We start from the raw sequence: 18,933 nt of genomic DNA, 5'->3' as shown, positions 1-18,933 counted from the left end.
GACGGCACCGTCGTCACAAGATGGAGGACACCGCCAGCGTAATTCTGTAGACTTAGTTAAGCACGGCGCAGGACGCCCTCGAGCCGATATGCAGCGCGGTTAATGTCCTGCAAAGGCCTTCTCCGATTTCATGCAGCCACAGTATTCTTTGGGGAACTGGGTTCCCGCGAATTAACATTACCTGATTGAAGCTTGGAGGCGATATTGGCCCAGTTAAAGTGCCGAGCTAAGAAAGCGCAGGTCAGCCGACACGAGATACGTAACCCGATCTAAGGCATTTCCAATGAAAGTAGCAATTATTCACTACTGGCTCGTTGGTATGCGAGGCGGAGAGAAGGTGATCGAGGCCCTCTGCGAGATGTACCCGCAGGCCGATATTTTCACGCATGTTTATGTTCCCGAGATGGTGTCAGACAGAATTCGTCGGCATCGGATCATCCCAAGCTATATTAATTCGCTTCCGCGGGCCGCGCGGATGTATAAGAGCTACCTTCCATTAATGCCGCTAGCGCTCGAGCAGCTCGATCTGCGCGGATATGATCTTGTCATCAGCAGTGAGTCCGGACCATCCAAGGGGGTCATTCCACCTCCGGAGGCGCTCCACATTTGCTACTGCCACACCCCGATGCGCTACATCTGGAACATGTATCATGACTATCGCGATAGCGCTGGCAAGATCACGAAAATGCTGATGCCGCCATTATCGCATTACCTACGCATGTGGGACATATCGTCCGCTTCGCGTGTTGACAGCTTCGTCGCAAACTCGGCTACCGTGGCAAAACGCATCCAACGATATTACGGCCGTGATTCCATAGTGATTCATCCTCCCGTCGACACCGAAGCTTTTTCGATCGCGGCGCCCTCGGAGCTAGGCGACTACTACTTGATGGCCGGCGAGCTAGTTTCCTACAAGCGACCGGATCTGGCAGTTCGTGCATTCAATGAGATGGGATTGAAGCTTGTTGTGATCGGCAATGGTGAGATGCTCGATGAAATCCGCCGTATCGCCGGGCCGACCATCTCGGTGATGGGATCCCAGCCATTCGACGTCCTCAAAAAGCATTATTCGCGGTGCCGCGCATTGATTTTTCCCGGGGAAGAGGATTTTGGGATGGTACCGGTCGAGGCGATGGCGAGCGGACGTCCGGTCGTCGCATTCGCCCGCGGTGGCGCCACTGAAACAGTGGCGAAAGGTTTATCAGGCGTGTTCTTCGGCGAACAGACGGTCGAGGCGATCTGCAAAGCGGTTATCAGCCTGGCAGATCTGGAATGTGATCCCTACAAGATCGCGACACACGCGCGGCAGTTCGGCCGCGAGCAGTTCTTCAATAAAATGCGCGCCCATATCGACACTCTATTGGATAAGCGGCTTGCAGCGCATTGATACGGAAGGCGCTTCGCAGTCATTTGGCGCCGCTCTGCTATGTGCTGATCACCGCTAGCGATTCTTCTTCGATTACAAGGCATGTAAGGCGCCCTGTTGCAAAGGCACCAGTATCAATATTGACCCTGTTCGAGCTGACATCGACTTCGTAAACAGGAGTGTGTCCATGAACAACAATCTTGCCGAAATCGATCTTTGAGGAAAGGAACTCTTCTCTAATCCAAAGCAGATCGCTCTCCTTTTGGCTGGTAAGGTCGACATTCGGATTCACGCCTGCGTGCGCGAAGAAAAAGTCGCCCAGCATGAATGAGGTTTGTAAATCTCGAAGAAACCGAAAATGCGCTTGAGGTAATGCCTGGTGAAAGGCAGTTTGCAATTCGACAATTCGTTTTCCATTCCTCACGCCTTGGGCCGCGATCTTGTAGGAGTTGAGGGTTTCCACTCCGCCTAATCGCATCCACTGATCGAACCGGCTGCGATCGCTGAGGCATTTGATGGCAATCAATTCGTGGTTGCCCTTGAGGAATACGCATTCGCTCTTTTCACCAAGTTCGATCAATCGGTCGATTGTCTCGCGCGACGAAGGGCCCCGATCGATATAATCACCCAAGAAAACGTAAAGCGACCGCATCGCGGGGCGCACGCCGATATCTGTTTCAATCCTGGCAAGCAGTTCATCCAGGAGATCAAGACGCCCGTGAATATCGCCTATGGCGTAGATCCTTAAGCCAGCCGGCAGCGAAGGTCGCCGCCCCAACACCCATAGCCGGTCAACGCCTGGAAGCGCGAGTGCCGTCAACTCACCCTCGCCAAGGACTTCGCCGACTTGGGGTAAATAGAACACTTGATTTTCGCCGAGCTGGCAAAAACAATCATTAATATTCCTCGATCCGCCTTCAATCCAGCGCGCCAGTGGCATTGACTGTATCCTGCAACCTTCCGCCGATCCAATATCGAAGCGCCATTGAGATAGGCCACATCCAGAAAAACCATGTATATTCAGGTACTAAGCCTGAGAAGGTCGGTTTGAGGCGGCCAATCAACCATAGCCAAAGAAGCACCGTTGATACAGCCCCGCTGGTCGTTGTAGAGTTAGAGCAGCATTTTTTAATCCAAATCAAATAGTTGGAGCGGGTATGCGTACAGACCTAATCGTAAAGATACTACTCGCGCAGTTAGTACTGGCATTTTCGGCCAGTCAGGGGATGGCCAATCCTTGCGTCCCTAGTCCGCTGACTGATCAAGCTATCAGCCGGTTTAAATCAGACCCCAAATCCATCGTTTCCCCGACTTCCGACGCGCGTGCAATCGAAGGTGTTGTAGCCGACCTCGCATCAACTGATGCGTCTGTCGCCCCCGATCTCGTTCGCCTTGCGGCAGAAGTGTCGCCGGCATTTCGAATTGCAATTGCCGCGGGTCTCGCCCGGGCCGCCAAAGCCTGTTCTACAGTCGACCAGCACGCGGCGCTGGTCATCCAGCAAGCTGTTGCCGGCTTCGACGATGGCCCGTTCCAGAGTGCCTTCGCTTCCGTTGCAGAAGACCTGTCAACGGCTGCAACTAGCGCGGCGCTGTCTTCCGCAACAGGTTCTGCCGGCAGCGTCGTCATCGTCAACCCGAATAGATCGCCAGGTTCCGCCAAGAATCCTGGCGGTGGAGGCAGAACAGCGATTTTCCAGATTAATTCGGGGGGAACAGCTGTTGCGAGCAGGCCGGGTACAAGCTCGTCGACTGCAGCAAGTCCAGTAAGCGCAACTCGTTGAATGTCCGGGACGATGTGCATCAAATCCGATGATACCGGCGTCGCTTTCAGGAGTTGCAGATGAACGTAGCCGGACAATTTCCGCGATATGCGCCGGCGGCGGAAAGCGATGTCCACGCCGGAACGTTATCATTGCTGCAGGCACGCGACTTTCTAATTCGGCAATGGCGTTTCATTGCCCTTGTTACGGGCTTGGTGCTGATCATCGGCTTGGCGTACCTTGCCGTCACACCATCCAGATATACCGCCCAAGCCGACATGATCATCGACACCAAGAGGGTGACCTGGTCGCAGTCCGAGCTGGCCACCGAGAATCGCTCGGTTGAAGACCCCGCGGTGGAAAGTGAGATTGAGACCACCAAATCCGAAAAGGTAGCCCTGAACGTTATCCGTCGATTGCGTTTGAATGAAGATGCGGAATTTGTTGGAGCCGGCCAGGGCCTGAAGCAGCGAATTTTTGCGGTTTTGAAACTGAGTTCAGGGCCGACGGTCGAGCGCTCAGATGAAGAGATAATGCGTGGGGTCCTCGCAACGCTAAAGGCCAATCTGCGTGTCACTCGAGTGGGGCGCAGCTACATCGAGCAGATCGCATACACCTCGCTTAGCCGCGAGAAGGCTGCGCAAATAGCAAATGCATTTGCCGACGCCTATATCGAAGATCAATTGCAAGCGAAGTTCGAGGCTACCCGTCGCGCCAGCATTTGGTTGGAGCAGCGAATAGGAGAATTGCGCCAACAAGCGAGCGACGCGTACAAGGAAGTTCAAGACTTCAAGTCGAAGAACAGCATCATCATCGGAGTCGAAGGCAAGTTGGCGAGCGAGGTCGAGCTTGATCAGCTTGGCGTAGCCCTCGCAAAGGCTCGCGCAGACACCAGCCAAGCCCGCGCCAAACTTGACCGCATAACACGCGTGATTGAACAACGACCGTACAAAGAGGACTCAGCAATCCCGGATCCGGTCGTGACGGATGCGCTTAGCAATCCGGTAATCACCAAACTGCGGCAACAATTTCTTGACGATCAAAACAAAGAATCGGAGTGGAGCAGCCGCTATGGGCCCGACCATCAGGCCGCGAGAAATTTGCGGGCGCAGATGGCCGCCTCCAGACGAGCGATCTGGGACGAGATCTCTCGTATTGCGGAGAGCTACAAAAGCGAACTCCAGATCGCTAAAACCCAGGAAGAGTCCATCGATAGACGTATGCTAGAGGTTTTTCAGCAATCCGGTGCCACTCGACAATCGCAGGTCCGTTTGCGCGAACTCGAAACTGCTGCGAACACCTATCGTGGCATCTATGAAACCTTCCTCTCCAGGTTCACTCAATCGGTACAGCAACAATCGTTTCCTTCGACGGAGGCCCGCGTCGTAACCGCCGCGTCTCCGCCTTCTTTGCCAAGCTCACCGAAAATCGGTCTCACTCTGGCGCTGGCTGCAGTCTGCGGATTGGGTCTTGGTGTTGTGCTGGCTTTCGCCCGTGAACAAATGAACCGCCAGATTCATACACGTGCGCAGCTGGAGCAGCTTGTAGGAAGCAGCTGTCTGGCTGTTCTACCGACCCTTGCTGCAAAAGCGTCCACCGTGGGGAAGGGTTGGAAGAGGAAAGACGTGGCAGCATTTCAACAGATCAGTGAAATTGAACCGTTCTCCGAAACCGCAGAAGCCCTACGATACATCAAGGTGGCGATCGATCTGCATCCAGCCGGGGGCAAGGTCATCGGAATTGTTTCTGCGCTGCCCGGCGAGGGGAAAACCACCGTTGCGGCCGGTTTTGCCGCCTTTGTGGCAAGGAGCGGCGGTCGCACTCTGCTGATTGATGCCGATTTGCGCAACCCGACAATGACAAACAATCTTGGCTACGCGGATACGCCGGGGCTGCTCGACATGGTCGCAAACAAGGCGACATTTGACGAGCTTGTCGTTACCGACACGAAACACAAGTTCGATTTCCTGCCATCCTCGACACGTATCCGGCCTTCCAACAGCTCGGATATCTTGACCTCTCCGGCTGTAAAGCAAATGTTGAAGGCGGCCCGGAGCAGCTATGATTACATCCTCGTCGACCTGCCTCCTATCCTACCGTTGGTAGATGTTAAAGCAGCGGCTCTGTTGTTCGACGCCTTCGTTCTGGTTGTCGAATGGGGCAGCACATCGACCGACGAGATTCGCAAAGCGGTCGCGACCTCCCCTGTTCTGTCAGAACGACTGCTTGGCACAGTTCTCAATAAGGCAGACGCGGCCGTTATGCGTCGCTTCGAAGGGTATTCGGATCGGCTCCACAGTTATTATGGCAATTACTATCCGGACAAGAAAACTCCCGCAGAGCTTGTATAGGCTTCGCCTCTCGTGGAAAAGCAAGGACGATCTCTTCGACCATTTTCCTTGCGAGCCTTGACGTTCGTCTTCGGTTGCCTCGGAGTTGCCTGGGGAATTTCGAACCTCGGACAGAGCACTGTTGCCGCCGACTTTTGGGACGTGGAGGCCCAGCTCCTGCGATTCGAGAGTTTCAGCCACGCTGCTTCTGTCAGAACTTTGGAGAGCGCTGCGACGCAGTCCTTGAGTCCATGCGACACTCACTCGCAGAGGGCGCTCTTGCTCATGGAATTGCCCCTCGCAGACGCCGATCTTCGATCCGGGGCCGCCTCTGAATTCGACCGGCACGTCCAGTCTCTTGAAACGCGCACCCGGCGAATTCTAAGCTGTACGCCGCGCGATTCATTTGCCTGGCTCGTGGCATTTGGACTGCAAGTTGCACACGAGGTGAGCGCACGCTCGTTCGATTTGCTTGCAGCATCATACGAGACCTCGCCAAATGAAGCATGGGTAGGGCTTCGTCGGATTATTGTTGCGATACCTCTGGCGCTTGCAGCACCCGAGCACATTCAGCGAATGATCCTGGATGAGTTCCAGAATCTGGTGCGACACCGGTTTGTCGAGATCCCAGCCCGTGTGTACTTCAATGCCCCTGCGGAAATCCGCGCCCTGCTCGAGTCGCGGATCGAACAGCTCAACCCGTCCAGTAAGAAGCTCTTCTCCGAAGAGCTAGAGAAACTTCGCTCATAAGAGCGGGCTGCGGGCTCATTTCTTCTCACGATCAAGTAAGTGCTGTAGGCTGGCCTATCCTGCCGAAGGGACGGCCATGGTATCTCGGATCGCAGCACTTCTGGTGGCGACCTCGCTCGCAGCCATACCGACGCACTGTTTTGGTCAAGAACCCGACGAGTTCTCAGATTCCGCCCTGACACGCGAACAGTGGCGACAGCGCCTAGAAGAAGCACGTCAACGCTCCGAGGAGTTTGTCGCCAGCGCACGCGCACAGAGGGCTGCGCCCCTGCAATCTGATCAGAAGGACGCCGAAGCCTCGGAACGCGCAATGAACGACCCCACTCTCCAGCGCGGCGACATCATCGCCACTGACAAGGGCTTCTTTATCTTTACCGGCAAAGATGAGGAACGTCAGCCCCACGACTTCAGGTTGGCACCTAACCCGGCCCTCCGACGCTAGTGCTGTTCAGCCAGCGGCTCGCCCGCAATTGCAGCTTTTTGCGGTAGCGCGAGACCGGCGGGGGCGACCAATGGCCAGCTGGGCAGCTATTTTTTAACCCTCGGCGCGCTCAATTTTCGCGACAACATTTCCAAATCGCTCATTAATCTAACGATTTAACCAGTTCACCTTAGCAAAAATTTTGCATAGAAATTGAACTTCTCAAATTGTGCCATGCCCATTAATTTGCTAAAAATCCGTAAACGAAAAGCCATAAATTAAAATATTGAAGACCCGTTTTTCGAGCAGTTTTTTGTGGAGTACCCAAATGAATAGTTTGGCAGAGGCAGATTCCCCTAGAGTTCTGCGACCTGCCTCGGAGGCATTCGCAGTTGCTATCGGAACAACTCCAAAGAGGATGGTCGATATCGTATTGGCGCTTTCCGGAATTATATTGTTGGCGCCGTTGCTGATCATTTGTTTGGTCCTGACTGTCGCCAGCTCCCCCGGGCCTGCAGTATTTCGCCACCGCAGGGTCGGATTTAACGGAAAGCAGTTCGACTGCCTGAAGTTCCGCACCATGGTTGTCGACGCGCCAGAGCGCTTGCGTCGCCTTCTTGAGTCAGACCCTGTCGCAGCTGCCGAATGGGCGACGTACCGCAAGTTGCGCCACGATCCGAGGGTCACCATGATTGGTGATATCCTGCGGAAATCCAGCCTTGACGAACTTCCGCAGCTATTCAATGTGCTGCGGGGAGATATGAGTATTGTAGGTCCTCGTCCGGTCACTGACGAAGAACTCGAGCGCTACGGAAGTTCGATAGATGGCTACCTCGCGTGCAGGCCGGGGATTACCGGCCTTTGGCAAGTAAGCCGCCGCAGTAGCACGACGTATGAGCAACGGGTCTCTTACGATGCTTTTTATGCGCACAACTGGTCAATGGCTCTCGATATCAAAATCATCGTTTTCACTCTGCCTTCGCTCATGCTTTCGGACTGCGCCGTCTAAAATGATTTGAGAACCATCAATGCGCTTCCCGGGTGATTTCTATATTGCTTCGGGGGCGAAACTTCCGCCGTCTTTGTGCAACCCAAGTACTTGCGATTGTTTCGTGGCAATCAGCGCGGGCTATCCTCATCCCACATCCATGTGTATCCTCGATGATCTAACTACTCGAGGCGCACCCCCTTTTCTCCATTACAATTGTAATAATAGTGACACAACTTGTTAGGATACAAACTATACCGTGCTCCTTTACGTTAATTAGTCCTAGAGATTGATACTTTCATTCGTTTTCGTTTACTCATCACACGACAAGATGGTGAAGACACGAATGAATAATCTTAGCCCCGTTCACCTGCCGGATCCGAATATCAAGCCGCGATCGGGTTCAAGCCGGAAGACCAGAAGAGCTGTTATTGGCTTGCTCATTGCGCTTATCGCTGCGGCAATGATTGGCTGGCTCGGCTTCTTGGGCTGGGGAATGGTCGAACTATTGCGGGCTGTGGCAAATTTCGCTGACACAATCTGGAAGACCGTTATTTAGCCTGGCATCGCGCTCGAGCAATTGCTTGGTTTGGCTCTGAACGACTGGCACCAACTCGACAAATTCCGAGGCGCGCCCGATCACCTCTTTGCGGCGGCAACTAAAATTGCTGAATCGGTCCGGCTCCTGACAATCAAACAACGTGGCTGGAACGATAAGTTTGCCTCGATCGCCCAGGCCGCCGGGTTCCGACACAATCGTATTTGCGTCAACGTGCGCTAACTTTGAATTTCTAAATCCAGACCTGGCGAAAGTCATACCCGGGCGCCAACCCGTGTACGGCCAAAGCGTGTAGATTGCCGAGCAGATCTTGAGGGGTCTCGACTAATACGTATCCATTCGGCGGGGCGCCTTTCCGGTTTGCGTCTGAGCGCCCTTAACAGCACGCTGACGAGCGCTCTTTAGTGAGCTTATAGCCGCGCTTGATGAGGCAGTTTGCGGTATATTGGCTATAAGTCCTGCTGAAGCGTTTTCCCTGGGGCATGCGTGACGCATGTGCGCGGCAGCACGATCTTTCGACCGGGTTGATCTACAAATGGCAGCGCAAGCTCTGTGAGAGGCGTTGCCGAAGCGAGTGAGCTGATCCAGTCTGGCTTCACCGAGGCGCTGGTTGTCGATGAAGACAATGTCCCGGAACATTGTCCCGCGATTGTCGTTTACCTCACAACGATCACGCGACGGGACCTGTCTTCGGATTTCTCCATGTTCTTGATATCGCCGGCGCGCATATGAGCCGGCCTTCCGCGACGTGCGGTTGTTAGCAAAGATTTAACTCCGGGTGGGGACAATCAGCCGATTGATTGCGCGCCTTCCGGCGATCGCATCTTGCTGGTCAGGCGGCTGTCACATGAGGCGACGTCTTCAAATCGTGTCGCTACTTTCGGCTGTTGCGGGATCTCTGTTGCCCCGCGATGCGGACGCTCGAGACCGACTTTACCAGGACGTTAATAGCCAAACGGCAATTGTTGAAGCGTCTCCCACGTTAGCGCCGTTCCAACATGTTCGCTTTTGTCTGAACTATCCATCTGACTGCAAATCGAACCCGACGGAATTCGAACGGATCGATCTGAATGCGGAGACTCTCGAGCTCCTTCGTCGCGTGAACAGCAGCGTCAATATGGCGATCGCTCCCAAGCTCAAGAGCTATGGTTCGGAACTTCAAGACGGCTGGACGATTGCACCGACCAGTGGAGACTGCAACGATTATGCGAGCACCAAGCGGCATAGCTTGCTGGAGAGTGGTTTGCCCTCGAGAGCGCTAAGACTATCGGTGGTCAAGACACCGTCGGGAATTGGCCATCTAGTCCTGGTGGTCGCAACGACAAAAGGCGACCTGGTACTGGACAACCTGACCGACTCCATTCACGCTTGGCAGAGTACTGACTATCAATGGTTGAAGATCCAGTCAGCCGCGGATGCGAGGTTCTGGTACGAGATTCGCACGCCGGCGCGAATTTCACGATCCGGCCGACATGTTCGTTTGGCCGATCGTTAATAAACCCCCGCAAGCTAACTTGTGAGGCCGCTACTGCGGCCGATTGGTGCTCCGCGACAATGGTACATCTGCGATTGGTCCCTTGCCGACAACTTTTCGATCCGAGGTCGCTCTCGCCAGCCCGCAACCGAGAATGATTCCGAACACGACAAGATAGCCAGGTACTTGCAGCGAAAAATCGATTGTCGAATGCAGATAGCTGAGGACCGCGATTCCGGTAATTGCCGACAGTGCGCCCCGATTCCAGTCCCTTGATCTCAGCGCGCTCCTGCCGAGTATGAACAGCGAAGCAGCAGCCGCGATCACGACTGCGGCTGCGATCGGAATGCCCATCTCGACAGCTATTTCGAGCAAAGTCGAGTGAGCATAATCCCATACCCCCCAGCTGCTAAGTTCGTCCGTTCGCAACGAAGGAAATAAATCTGCAAACGTGCCCGCGCCGGTGCCTAGTAGCGGTCGCTCCCGAATTAATTTGAGGCAGCTTTCATATACGACCCATCGGCCGCCGTCGAGCAGCCCTTGGCTTCCTATTCTGCCCATACCAGTCAACCACAACGACAACAACGCGAAAGCGGCGATGGCCGATCCGAAAACATACCAGAGCCCGACCTTGATCTTGCCGGAGACCATCAGGCCGATCGCCACAAGCAAACCTACGCAAGTACAGATCAGTCCACCGCGCGATCCTGTCAGCAACACGGCAAAGAAACAGGTAAGTCCGGCCGCAGAACGAAACATGAGCTTGAAAGCCAACTTCTCGTTCGACGGAATGAGAAGGAGCAGTCGGATCGATGAACTATTTAACGACTGAAACGAAAGATATGCCGAGCAGAGCCACAGGATGGTGCCGGCTCCCACAAGAGTGGCTGCTGTGTTGTGGTTGACGAAAGTAGTGGTCAGAAATCCAAAATAGGCGAGCTTGGGAGCCCACAAGACCATATTTGGTGTGAACGTGAGCGCAGCCAAGCCGTAAATGGCGTATAACAGAATCGAATATCGTGCGAATTCCATGACAATGTCACTGCTGCGTCGCGATGTTCCGACGAACATGCCGCTCAGGAAAGAAGTCACAAGCAGCAAAAAGTGTCCGACCACGGCCGGCGATATTTCAGCGCGACTCGAAATCCTGGCCGCCAGATCAAGATTCAAAAGGCCGCTAGCCCGTTGCCAGATCGGATCGGCCAATGGTCCAATCAGATTGGGGACAACTTGCACGATCGCGACAAGCGCGTAGGCGCAACAAACGGCAAGAAAGATCAGTATTATGCGATTCTGCCCAATCGCTACCGGGATGACCAGCCCGCAAAGAGTGCTGATCGAAAGCACAACGCTCCAAATCACCACCCAAAGCGGATCAACGGATCCAAAAAACAGTGGCGCCAAGGTTAGCGCTGAAATTGTCAGCCAAAGCTGGATTGATCTGACAGTTTCTAGCAGAAACTTCAAAAGAGGTCCGCGATCAGAGTTACGATAGAGAACGCTAAGCTTGGACCTACCACCTGGTCTTGACCGCCGTGTTCACGTTCGTGACCGCATTTGCCGTGGCGGAAGTCGTGTTGGCCGTATTACTGATGAGCGTCAGCAACTTGTAGTAATCCACGACCTTAGCATTCGCTACGTACATGACATCTTTGGTTCGCATTTGGAATCCAGCGGCGAGCAGCATACCCCCTGGATCACGCAGGTTGAGGTGATACACCGTCGGTATCCGGTCGTAGGAAAATCTCTTGGTATCGACGCCCAGCTTCTCAAGAAGCGGGCGGTCCTCGTACCGATAGACGTAGACCTCCGCCGGGTCAGACTGCTGATCATTGAGGCCGCCTGCCTTGCCGATCGCCTGCGCAAGCGTCAGCGATTCCACGTCAAATGGGATTTCCGAATTGAAGCCGAAAACGTTCTGATTGAGTGCGCCCAAAGCGGTAAAGGTGGGCGATTCACGGGTGATGAAGATCACGTCGTTTGGTCGGATGAAGATGTTCTCGCGCGGGTCGTGCACCACGCGGCTTAGCAGTACCTTGACGCGCCTGCCGTCGCGCTGAAGCGTCACATAGCTTTCGACAGCTTCGAACTTAGGACCGCCGGCGCGGGCAATCAGTGCCAAAAGACGCTCACCCACGCTGTTAAGAGCAAGAACGCCCGGCGTGTTCACGTCCCCAAGAACACTTACGACGCTTGAATGCTGCTGGTTTAAGCTGACGACGACCTGGGGCTCAATGGCGCGATTTCGCAGACGAGCGACAATCGCTTGTTGGATTTCTGGCAAGGTGCGAGCGGCAGCCGGAATCTCGCCTGCATAAGGAACGTAGATGGCGCCTTTCTGATCGACAGCCTGTGCGGGCAGATCCACGAAATTGCCGGGACGCGCGCCAGCGGCAGTTGCGGGTGTGAACAATCCTCCCGGAGCCGCCTCAAAGATTGAGATATTTAAGACATCGCCGACGCCGACAACCTGCTGCGGTTTGGGCCGCTTGTCAGGAAATACGCCCTGGAACGTGATCAGATTTGGCTGCGACAGAAAACCGATCGTATCAGCACTGATATCGACCAACGCGTACGGGAGAGCCGCATTGGAACGCAAGCCGGCGGTCGCATTTCCGTGCACGGCATCACTCGTTGGGCCGGTACCCGGCAGCACCGAACAGGCAGGCAACAATGCCGCTGCAACCAGAGCAAGGGCGGGCCTTCCAATGCGCTTTATGGTTGCCCCCTTATGGCCGAGGACGCACAACCCCAAGTTCCTGACCAAGTCGCCCATCCCCAATAGCGTGGTAATCTGAAACTGCACGGATGCCTTCTTCGTAGTCAAATTCTGCGACTTTTCTGACGATATTTGGCCGCGAACCGGCCCGTAAAGCGCCACGCATTCAGACAGTACAAGGCGACTCTCCTGCCACAAAGGCCTGAGTGCCCGTAAAGTCTCGTTTTAGGCGGCAAGTTGCAATCAAGCCACACCGCCCACTATCACCGAGTTTTCATAATTTTTCTTTAAATTGAACCCATTGGGCCATTTTTTGGGACTTGCATTTAGCGTGGCGGCCGGAGGCCAGGCATTCGAGCCACCGCGGCTAGTGCGTGACCCCGACGCCGAAAAATTGTTGAGCCGATGCCGGTGAGCTATCGGCATGACCGGATCGGGCTGATATTTGCGGTCTTTCGTGGTTTACTTCACGGCGCGATTCGTCACCGCCGTGTGGGCCTACTCGATGTCAGTTGCGAGAAGGCGCTGTTTGGCGATGGAAATCGCAACAAAGTAGCAAGATCAAAACCCTTTCTTAATCGGTGCGAACCGCCGTCCCAAGGGTTGCGTGTTCGCGCCAACGATATTCGCTGAACATATGGAACATGGCATGGTCTATGCCGCAGCAATATTAGCCCTGATAGGATTTGCTACAGGCTTGTGGTTTCGCCTGAGATTCCTGCTGGCGATTCTCGCGCTTCTGCTGCTACTATCGATCTTCTTTTCGATCAGCAGCGGTTTCGGTTTTCTCGATACTGCATTGACGATCATGGCCGCGCAAACAATCACTCAGGCCGGCTATTTCCTAGGATTAGTAGCTCGGGCATTTTTTACAGCTAATGGCGTGCGTCACATTCTCTGATTCATGCAGATCTGCTGGACGCTACGCCGCTGGCTTATGGCTTCTGGCATTCTGAAAAGAAGGCGCCATTAGCGGCATCGCTTCGCTCAAGGCAGTGCGCCAAGTGCGCCGTTCTTTGCGCCGCCAGCGGTTTGGTCTGGTTCGCTTTGGACCCAACAGATGGCTGCACTATCCGCTTTGAAGTTCTCGATGCTGTAGACCCCGGGTAAATTCAAAGCATCGCGCAGCGACGAAATATCTCACCATAATAACCGACGCACGCGAGCGTCCCCAGCAGCAGCACTCCAAGCAATACGGACTATCGTAGACGTAAATATTTTGGCTCGGATTTCGAGAACCGTTTGAACGTCTGGGCGCAGGCCCGATTTGCGACTTGGATGTCGTGCTGAGCAGGCGCCAGCGCGTTAACCGCAGCTGGATATGTTGTTTGTGGAGCTTAGGTAGCCCGCCTAGCCCCTAGTTGCCCGGGCAAGTGCGTTTCCCTTCGCGCGCCGGACCGAAAACGCCTCGCCCCCTCGATCGCTGTTTCAAGTGCGGCCAGGAGCCGATTTCGTTCCGGTCCATTGGCCCAAGACGTATCAAGAGCCAGCCGCGGAAATTCGTCGACGATCAAGCGCAATTGCACTGGATCATCCTTAAGCGAATTTATCATCCTCGAGAGAATCAGCGCGTATTCGATCTCCTGCGCATGCGGCGAGACCGTCTTCTCCTGATCGATCTTGGAGAATTCTAGATCAATGCCCAGCAAACGATCCACAAGGATTGCAACAAGTTACCTCGTAATCCATTGAAACAAAAGGATTTTCTGTTGGCTTCTCAGCGCACCCCAAGGCACGAGCTGGTTCACAACGCGAGCAGGAGCCGAGACGATCCTATAGCAGCGTCAGGTCTCGCAGCAATTTTTCCGAATGGTTTTGACTTGCGTAGCTTGGCGAAATTGCAAATTGCGGGCTATTGTCCCATTCTTAACATTGCCGTCGAAAGACACTGCCCCAAGGATCAGAATATGCCGGACGTTTTCAAGATAGCTCTTGCCCTAGTCGTTACTGTGTTTGCCGGCGTATCGACTTCGGCATCGGCTCGCGAGCGCCTGTATCCCCTCACCCGCTGTGGTCCCGATCTCGCCTATCTTTGCCGAATCCATGGTTACTTCGATGGCCCACCGTTTCACTACAATCTCGCCATTTACCCAGGCTGCATCAAAACGATAGCTACCCGAACTCCGCATGGGATCGAGCGCCACCGTACGATTGTTTGCGGAGCCCCCGAAAGATCGATGGTTTGGTGGTGACGAGCTGAGCGGAGGCTGGAGATCAGCTCAAGAAAAGATTGAAGCCACGCTACCTATTCGCACCCTTACTAGGGGCCGTGTTCGTCGTCGACGGCTGAGCTGGCGAGCGCCTGATGGGTCCATTGTTGACCGGACCCTGGTTTACTCCTGTCGGCGAATATGTCCCGTTATCGCGCACAATATTGCCGTACATGTTCCGCTGGTTGGAAATACCAGACTGCGCCAGTGCCGGATTGATGAAGGCGATCAGACAGAGAATGGTGAGGCGGAATTTCATGGACAGTCCTCGTTTCGCTTTGGGCAACCAGACTAGATTAGCCTGAAAACACTGATTATGGGAGACAAATATGGATTGGGTTCTCTTCGTCTCTCTGCAATGGATTGTATTTGGAAGTCCAACACAACCCACTTCGCAGCAAATTCAGTCGTTCCCGTCAGAAGAGCTTTGCAACAAAGCTGCCGAAGCCATCAGGGCTGAAATAAATGCTCCTCTTCCCGGCCAGAGGATTCAAACATTGGGACGTGTGGTTTGCATCTTACGGAAGGACAAGTAGTCAGCTGCAAATCCCATTGAGCCAATGCTCTGGCTCCAGGACAAGCGCTGCCCTCCGGCAAATCCGATACAGGCGATAAGCTTTCACGAGCTACGCTCAGCACGACCTCTGCTGACCTCTGTTCCAGATTTAACCTTTGCTGCAGACATCAAGCTTAACGAACGACGCTCGTTGCACTGGCACGCGGAAGCGCTAGGCTGTCTCAATTTTCCTGGTCGGATCTACTCATTGAACCCGATCGTTTGGTTTTTGAAAAGTGCCACAAATGATTGCCTTGAGAAAAAGAGACACGTCTTTGGACCTAAGACCGCCGGCGACATGGAGACAGACCTGGCATCTTTGGACTGTCTTTCTTCCGCGACGATCAATCACCGGACGACTTGTCTTTGGAAGGGTGTGGCGGCGCCACGATGGACGCCACTGGATATACAAGCAGTTTCTCGGGCATCAACATGATGACCATAGGGGATAGAAGATCCATCGAGAGGGCCAGAATAAGCAAAGGCGCACTGCTGTCTTTCGCCGGCAGACCTGGCGTCTTTGCCTGTACCGTTTACGATATAACCAATAGCGGCGCCGGAATTCGGCTGCACGATCTCAGAATAATTCCGCTGGAATTCGCGCTAACGCTCGACAATTTTAGTTCGCTGCGCAGGTGCCGCTTGATCTGGCGCGAGGGTGATTTTTCCGGCGTGGCGTTTGATCCTGATTGAGCAAGAGTCCAAAGATGGCGTTTGCAAGAGTTCAAGCCCGGATTGCGCAAGCCGCATCCAAGCCGCTTCACTGGGTTCATCGGGTACCAGGTGAAATCGCAATGACAATTGGATGATTGCTGAGCGTAATGTCGAGCGAACTAAAATCAGTCAGTGCTTCGATGGGATCGACCCCAACCGTGGGATCATAGATCCTCGCCGACACGTGCGTGACGCCGAACCGGATCGTCACGCGGTCTTGGCCGCTCAACCGTTCACCCCAGACAATCAGTTGGAACCTGCCGTCACTGTGCTGCAGAAGCAGCTCGTGGACGGTTTTGGGTCGCTCCATGATCGTAAAGTCGAGCTGCCCCGGTTTGGCGAGAGTACCCTTGTCGCTCAGGATGGTCGTGAGGTTGTGAAGATAAATCGCTGCTTTGCGGGGTGAATAGTCGCTCTGGTAAAAGCCGAAGGATTGGTTGCCGTCTTCATCGGTGCGATCCCGCAACAGATAGACCGCTGTAAAGGCGTAGCCACGCTTGAATTGCGCGAGGTACATGTTGATCAAGTTGACGGCGTGCAGATCTTCCGTGATCAATCCTCCGATCTTCACACCGGTCTCGGTCGTGACACGCGGCAGCGTATCGAGCTGTTGCTGGTTGTAGCCCCGAAACCGTCGCGCCCAAGTAACTCCGAAGTTGCCAAATAGCCCGTCGACCTTGGATGCGGCAGTTGGATCGGCGGCGTTCCACGCCTTGTTGTCCATCGGATGCGGCGAATGCGGATGATAGATGTAGTTGTGTACGTTAGCGTAGTCGGCGTACTTCGTTCCGGCCGGCATCAGCGTTAAGGCGCCTGGTGGGATCGTAAGAAACTGGAGGCCGACGTTGTCCCGCTGCGCGCCAGGCTCGGAGACCGACCAAACAGGAAACTTCGCCAGAACTGGGTCGCTCTTGATGGTCTGGTACAGGTCGCGCTGAAGCTTTGCCACAGCCATCCACGACGGCCAATTGCCTCCGCCTTTCTCGCCCTGGTATGTGACGCCCCAGTTGTTCGGCTCGTTGTTGCCTTCGAACGCGAGTAGTGCACCGGCTTCAGCGAGTATCTTGCCGGTTTTCACTAACTTGTTCACATCAGTCCCACCACTGACCAAGCCCCAGCTCAGCAAAACACCGGTTTCGCGGTGCAAATCCAGAAAGGTTTGGATAGTTGTCGGGCCTTCCTCGCTAAGCCCTTCTATTCCCGCCCTCACCCATCGAATGCCGCAGTAGCGAACCATCTCGATGGTCCTGCCCAATGGCTGGCCTCGATCTGGAAATGTGGTAACGACGCCAATGCTGTTGAGAAAATCGCTGGTCGCAACGGCCGTATCGGAGGCTGCAAGCAAACAGTGAGGCGATCCGGCGAGTAGGACACCCAGCGCGAAGCACGCGCGTATCACCGATCGACGCATTTTGGATGGAGTGATCAGGTGACGAGATATCATATGACGGCGGCTCATTGTTGAATTGCCCGACGAAGGAACATCCTTCGATCGCTGCCGCTACGCAACCAGAATAGCACTACCCTGTCGTCGAGGGTCTTCGATAGCGGCGAAAATCTTGATTCGCCGGAGGTAGCTTAGTGTCTTCGAGCGCCGTTCCCAAAACCGGCTGGTAGCCCGCCACAGCGCCTCAAGCTTGCATCCTCCACGAGCGAATCTGAGAACGACAAAAGCGGGTGTCTATGCGAAATTCACCTCGGCAGGCGTCGGAGTATCCGCGTGATTCTGATCCAAATTTGGCAACTCTCCCCTCTCATCCGACCTAAGTTCTAGGCGGAAAAGTAAGCATGCTAGGAGAGCCATGCTTGGCAGGCAGTAGAGCATAACGGCGTGCAAGACATCTACAATCAAGGCGTCCTCCAGCACTTTCTTCGACTGAGAGCGATTCGTAACGTCGGCCAAACGATTCGAAACTCCGGTAAAATACTGGGTGGTCTTCCATTGAACGGAGAGACGGCTTGGTCCCTCCGGGCCTCCGACGCTCGTTCTTGTGTGGCGCAAAAAAGAAGTGCGCGGCGGTCACTCCCAGGAAGGCCTCTCGTCACTACCGCACGGTTGCCAGCGCATAAGCCTAAGGTGCGATCTGGCGATCTTTCGTTGAGGTTAATGCATCGCAGCAGACAAATTCGATCTCCGCCAGGCAGTGCATCGCAACGCTGAGGTGGTGGGGCGAGACCTGCAGGAATCGTGTCTCTGGAAAAGGCACGATTAACCTTGGCAAGCTTCTTGCGAGGGGCTCATCAACACCACCGCGATGTTTGAACCTGTGCCAAATCTGGGCGCATTTTGGAGATACGAATGAAACATCCGCCTTGTTCTGGGAATGCGCTAGCCGATGCGTCACGGATCGAAACATTGATCACCGATTTGAGCCGCCTTGTTCAGCTGCTCAACTGCGATATTGAGCGGCACAAGGAAACCGCGCGCGTAGAACACTCAACCCCCTTCGTGTATCCGATTGCGGTGAGGACTATGACAGCGCGTCGTGACAATTTGATACTGACCGTCGCTGCACTCGAACGGAGATTGTCCGAATCCCAACACGCGCTAGCAGCTGCGAGATAACCAGCCAAAAAGTCAATGTCCGGCGCTATGGCATTCATCATCAACCATTTTGTCGGACGCCAGAGGGCCAGAGTGCACAACGAAACCGAGTTTCGCAGCATCGGGCTGACAAATCATTCGCCTCTGTTTGATTTCCTTAGCGCGGATCCTTTGATCTCGTTGGATACCTCTTTCGAATGGGCGGCGAGCTTCTCTTATCCCGATCCCTTTTCTGACGATCGCGGTACTCCAAAACATTGGATTTCCCACCAACAAGATATCACCGGGCCCGAGTTCGGCATCGGAGTGGGCGTTGCCCTCCTATTTGCCTACGTATTTTCACTCTTGACTGAACTGCACACGGAACACCTGCAGTCATGGCTCAGATCAGCCCTGCCCAGCAAGACGACAGTCAGAACGCAGTCGCAAGGGAGAGATATTGTCGGGCAGAACGCAGATTAATCGCGCGCAATCAGTTGCGGCGCATTCGCCGAACCAGACCCACCGCCATCAATATTGCAACTAGGGCAACTAGCGCCAA

Annotated in this window: 15 protein-coding genes; 11 read left to right on the top strand and 4 right to left on the bottom strand. The window is 54.5% G+C overall.

Annotation, left to right across the window (positions count from 1 at the left end):
* Window positions 1-283: 283 nt before the first annotated feature.
* Window positions 284-1,387, top strand: coding sequence for a glycosyltransferase (locus tag HCN58_RS29655; protein ID WP_171582898.1), 1,104 nt, complete (start codon window positions 284-286; stop codon window positions 1,385-1,387).
* 37 nt (window positions 1,388-1,424) lie between these two features.
* Here HCN58_RS29655 and HCN58_RS29650 read toward each other — a convergent pair whose 3' ends face one another.
* Window positions 1,425-2,306: a metallophosphoesterase family protein gene (locus HCN58_RS29650; RefSeq protein ID WP_171582897.1), complete on the bottom strand. Its 882-nt coding sequence runs from the start codon at window positions 2,304-2,306 to the stop codon at window positions 1,425-1,427.
* 217 nt (window positions 2,307-2,523) lie between these two features.
* On the opposite strand from HCN58_RS29650, the gene HCN58_RS29645 reads away from it, so the two are divergent.
* From HCN58_RS29645 to HCN58_RS29615, 7 genes are all read left to right on the top strand, one after another.
* Window positions 2,524-3,147, top strand: a complete 624-nt coding sequence (locus tag HCN58_RS29645; RefSeq protein WP_235983997.1) for a hypothetical protein — start codon at window positions 2,524-2,526, stop codon at window positions 3,145-3,147.
* 59 nt (window positions 3,148-3,206) lie between these two features.
* On the top strand, window positions 3,207-5,477 hold the full coding sequence (locus HCN58_RS29640; protein ID WP_171582896.1) for a polysaccharide biosynthesis tyrosine autokinase: 2,271 nt from the start codon (window positions 3,207-3,209) through the stop codon (window positions 5,475-5,477).
* Window positions 5,478-5,741: 264 nt separating this feature from the next.
* The gene (locus HCN58_RS29635; RefSeq protein WP_171582895.1) at window positions 5,742-6,206 is read left to right on the top strand and encodes a hypothetical protein; all 465 of its coding nucleotides are present in this window, start codon (window positions 5,742-5,744) and stop codon (window positions 6,204-6,206) included.
* A 76-nt stretch (window positions 6,207-6,282) separates the two neighbouring features.
* The gene (locus HCN58_RS29630; protein WP_171582894.1) at window positions 6,283-6,648 is read left to right on the top strand and encodes a hypothetical protein; all 366 of its coding nucleotides are present in this window, start codon (window positions 6,283-6,285) and stop codon (window positions 6,646-6,648) included.
* 397 nt (window positions 6,649-7,045) lie between these two features.
* Window positions 7,046-7,636 carry a sugar transferase gene (locus HCN58_RS29625; protein WP_235983995.1) on the top strand — a complete coding sequence of 197 codons (591 nt, stop codon included), beginning with the start codon at window positions 7,046-7,048 and terminating at the stop codon, window positions 7,634-7,636.
* A gap of 325 nt (window positions 7,637-7,961) precedes the next feature.
* Window positions 7,962-8,174: a hypothetical protein gene (locus HCN58_RS29620; RefSeq protein WP_171582776.1), complete on the top strand. Its 213-nt coding sequence runs from the start codon at window positions 7,962-7,964 to the stop codon at window positions 8,172-8,174.
* Between the two features lie 901 nt (window positions 8,175-9,075).
* Complete coding sequence (locus HCN58_RS29615) at window positions 9,076-9,669, top strand: transglutaminase-like cysteine peptidase (protein ID WP_235983993.1); 594 nt, start codon at window positions 9,076-9,078, stop codon at window positions 9,667-9,669.
* 30 nt (window positions 9,670-9,699) lie between these two features.
* Here the strand turns inward: HCN58_RS29615 and HCN58_RS29610 are convergent, their stop codons facing one another.
* A complete protein-coding gene (locus HCN58_RS29610; RefSeq protein ID WP_235983992.1) occupies window positions 9,700-11,052 on the bottom strand; it encodes an O-antigen ligase family protein in 1,353 nt (450 codons plus the stop codon).
* Between the two features lie 109 nt (window positions 11,053-11,161).
* Window positions 11,162-12,454 carry a polysaccharide biosynthesis/export family protein gene (locus HCN58_RS29605; protein ID WP_311966894.1) on the bottom strand — a complete coding sequence of 431 codons (1,293 nt, stop codon included), beginning with the start codon at window positions 12,452-12,454 and terminating at the stop codon, window positions 11,162-11,164.
* 562 nt (window positions 12,455-13,016) lie between these two features.
* Here HCN58_RS29605 and HCN58_RS29600 point away from each other — a divergent pair.
* Together HCN58_RS29600 and HCN58_RS29595 are read left to right on the top strand one after the other, a co-directional pair.
* A complete protein-coding gene (locus HCN58_RS29600; RefSeq protein WP_171582890.1) occupies window positions 13,017-13,268 on the top strand; it encodes a hypothetical protein in 252 nt (83 codons plus the stop codon).
* Between the two features lie 2,255 nt (window positions 13,269-15,523).
* A complete protein-coding gene (locus HCN58_RS29595) occupies window positions 15,524-15,826 on the top strand; it encodes a PilZ domain-containing protein (RefSeq protein WP_171582889.1) in 303 nt (100 codons plus the stop codon).
* Between the two features lie 76 nt (window positions 15,827-15,902).
* Here the strand turns inward: HCN58_RS29595 and HCN58_RS29590 are convergent, their stop codons facing one another.
* The gene (locus tag HCN58_RS29590; RefSeq protein WP_210266210.1) at window positions 15,903-17,306 is read right to left on the bottom strand and encodes a glycosyl hydrolase; all 1,404 of its coding nucleotides are present in this window, start codon (window positions 17,304-17,306) and stop codon (window positions 15,903-15,905) included.
* 1,122 nt (window positions 17,307-18,428) lie between these two features.
* On the opposite strand from HCN58_RS29590, the gene HCN58_RS29585 reads away from it, so the two are divergent.
* Window positions 18,429-18,854, top strand: coding sequence for a hypothetical protein (locus tag HCN58_RS29585; protein ID WP_171582888.1), 426 nt, complete (start codon window positions 18,429-18,431; stop codon window positions 18,852-18,854).
* The last annotated feature ends 79 nt before the right edge of the window (window positions 18,855-18,933 follow it).

It is taken from the genome of Bradyrhizobium australiense (genome assembly GCF_013114825.1).
Lineage (GTDB): Bacteria > Pseudomonadota > Alphaproteobacteria > Rhizobiales > Xanthobacteraceae > Bradyrhizobium > Bradyrhizobium australiense.
Note: the sequence above shows the minus strand (reverse complement) of the source record. Positions and strands in the feature narration are given on the sequence as shown.

Bases quoted from the DNA above. Each gene is read 5' to 3' on its own strand.
- HCN58_RS29630 (WP_171582894.1), top strand. From the start codon at position 6,283: ATGGTATCTCGGATCGCAGCACTTCTGGTGGCGACCTCGCTCGCAGCC.
- HCN58_RS29640 (WP_171582896.1), top strand. From the start codon at position 3,207: ATGAACGTAGCCGGACAATTTCCGCGATATGCGCCGGCGGCGGAAAGC.
- HCN58_RS29645 (WP_235983997.1), top strand. From the start codon at position 2,524: ATGCGTACAGACCTAATCGTAAAGATACTACTCGCGCAGTTAGTACTG.
- HCN58_RS29590 (WP_210266210.1), bottom strand. From the start codon at position 17,306: ATGAGCCGCCGTCATATGATATCTCGTCACCTGATCACTCCATCCAAA.
- HCN58_RS29655 (WP_171582898.1), top strand. From the start codon at position 284: ATGAAAGTAGCAATTATTCACTACTGGCTCGTTGGTATGCGAGGCGGA.
- HCN58_RS29595 (WP_171582889.1), top strand. From the start codon at position 15,524: ATGGACGCCACTGGATATACAAGCAGTTTCTCGGGCATCAACATGATG.
- HCN58_RS29635 (WP_171582895.1), top strand. From the start codon at position 5,742: ATGGAATTGCCCCTCGCAGACGCCGATCTTCGATCCGGGGCCGCCTCT.
- HCN58_RS29650 (WP_171582897.1), bottom strand. From the start codon at position 2,306: ATGCCACTGGCGCGCTGGATTGAAGGCGGATCGAGGAATATTAATGAT.
- HCN58_RS29585 (WP_171582888.1), top strand. From the start codon at position 18,429: ATGTCCGGCGCTATGGCATTCATCATCAACCATTTTGTCGGACGCCAG.
- HCN58_RS29620 (WP_171582776.1), top strand. From the start codon at position 7,962: ATGAATAATCTTAGCCCCGTTCACCTGCCGGATCCGAATATCAAGCCG.
- HCN58_RS29625 (WP_235983995.1), top strand. From the start codon at position 7,046: ATGGTCGATATCGTATTGGCGCTTTCCGGAATTATATTGTTGGCGCCG.
- HCN58_RS29600 (WP_171582890.1), top strand. From the start codon at position 13,017: ATGGTCTATGCCGCAGCAATATTAGCCCTGATAGGATTTGCTACAGGC.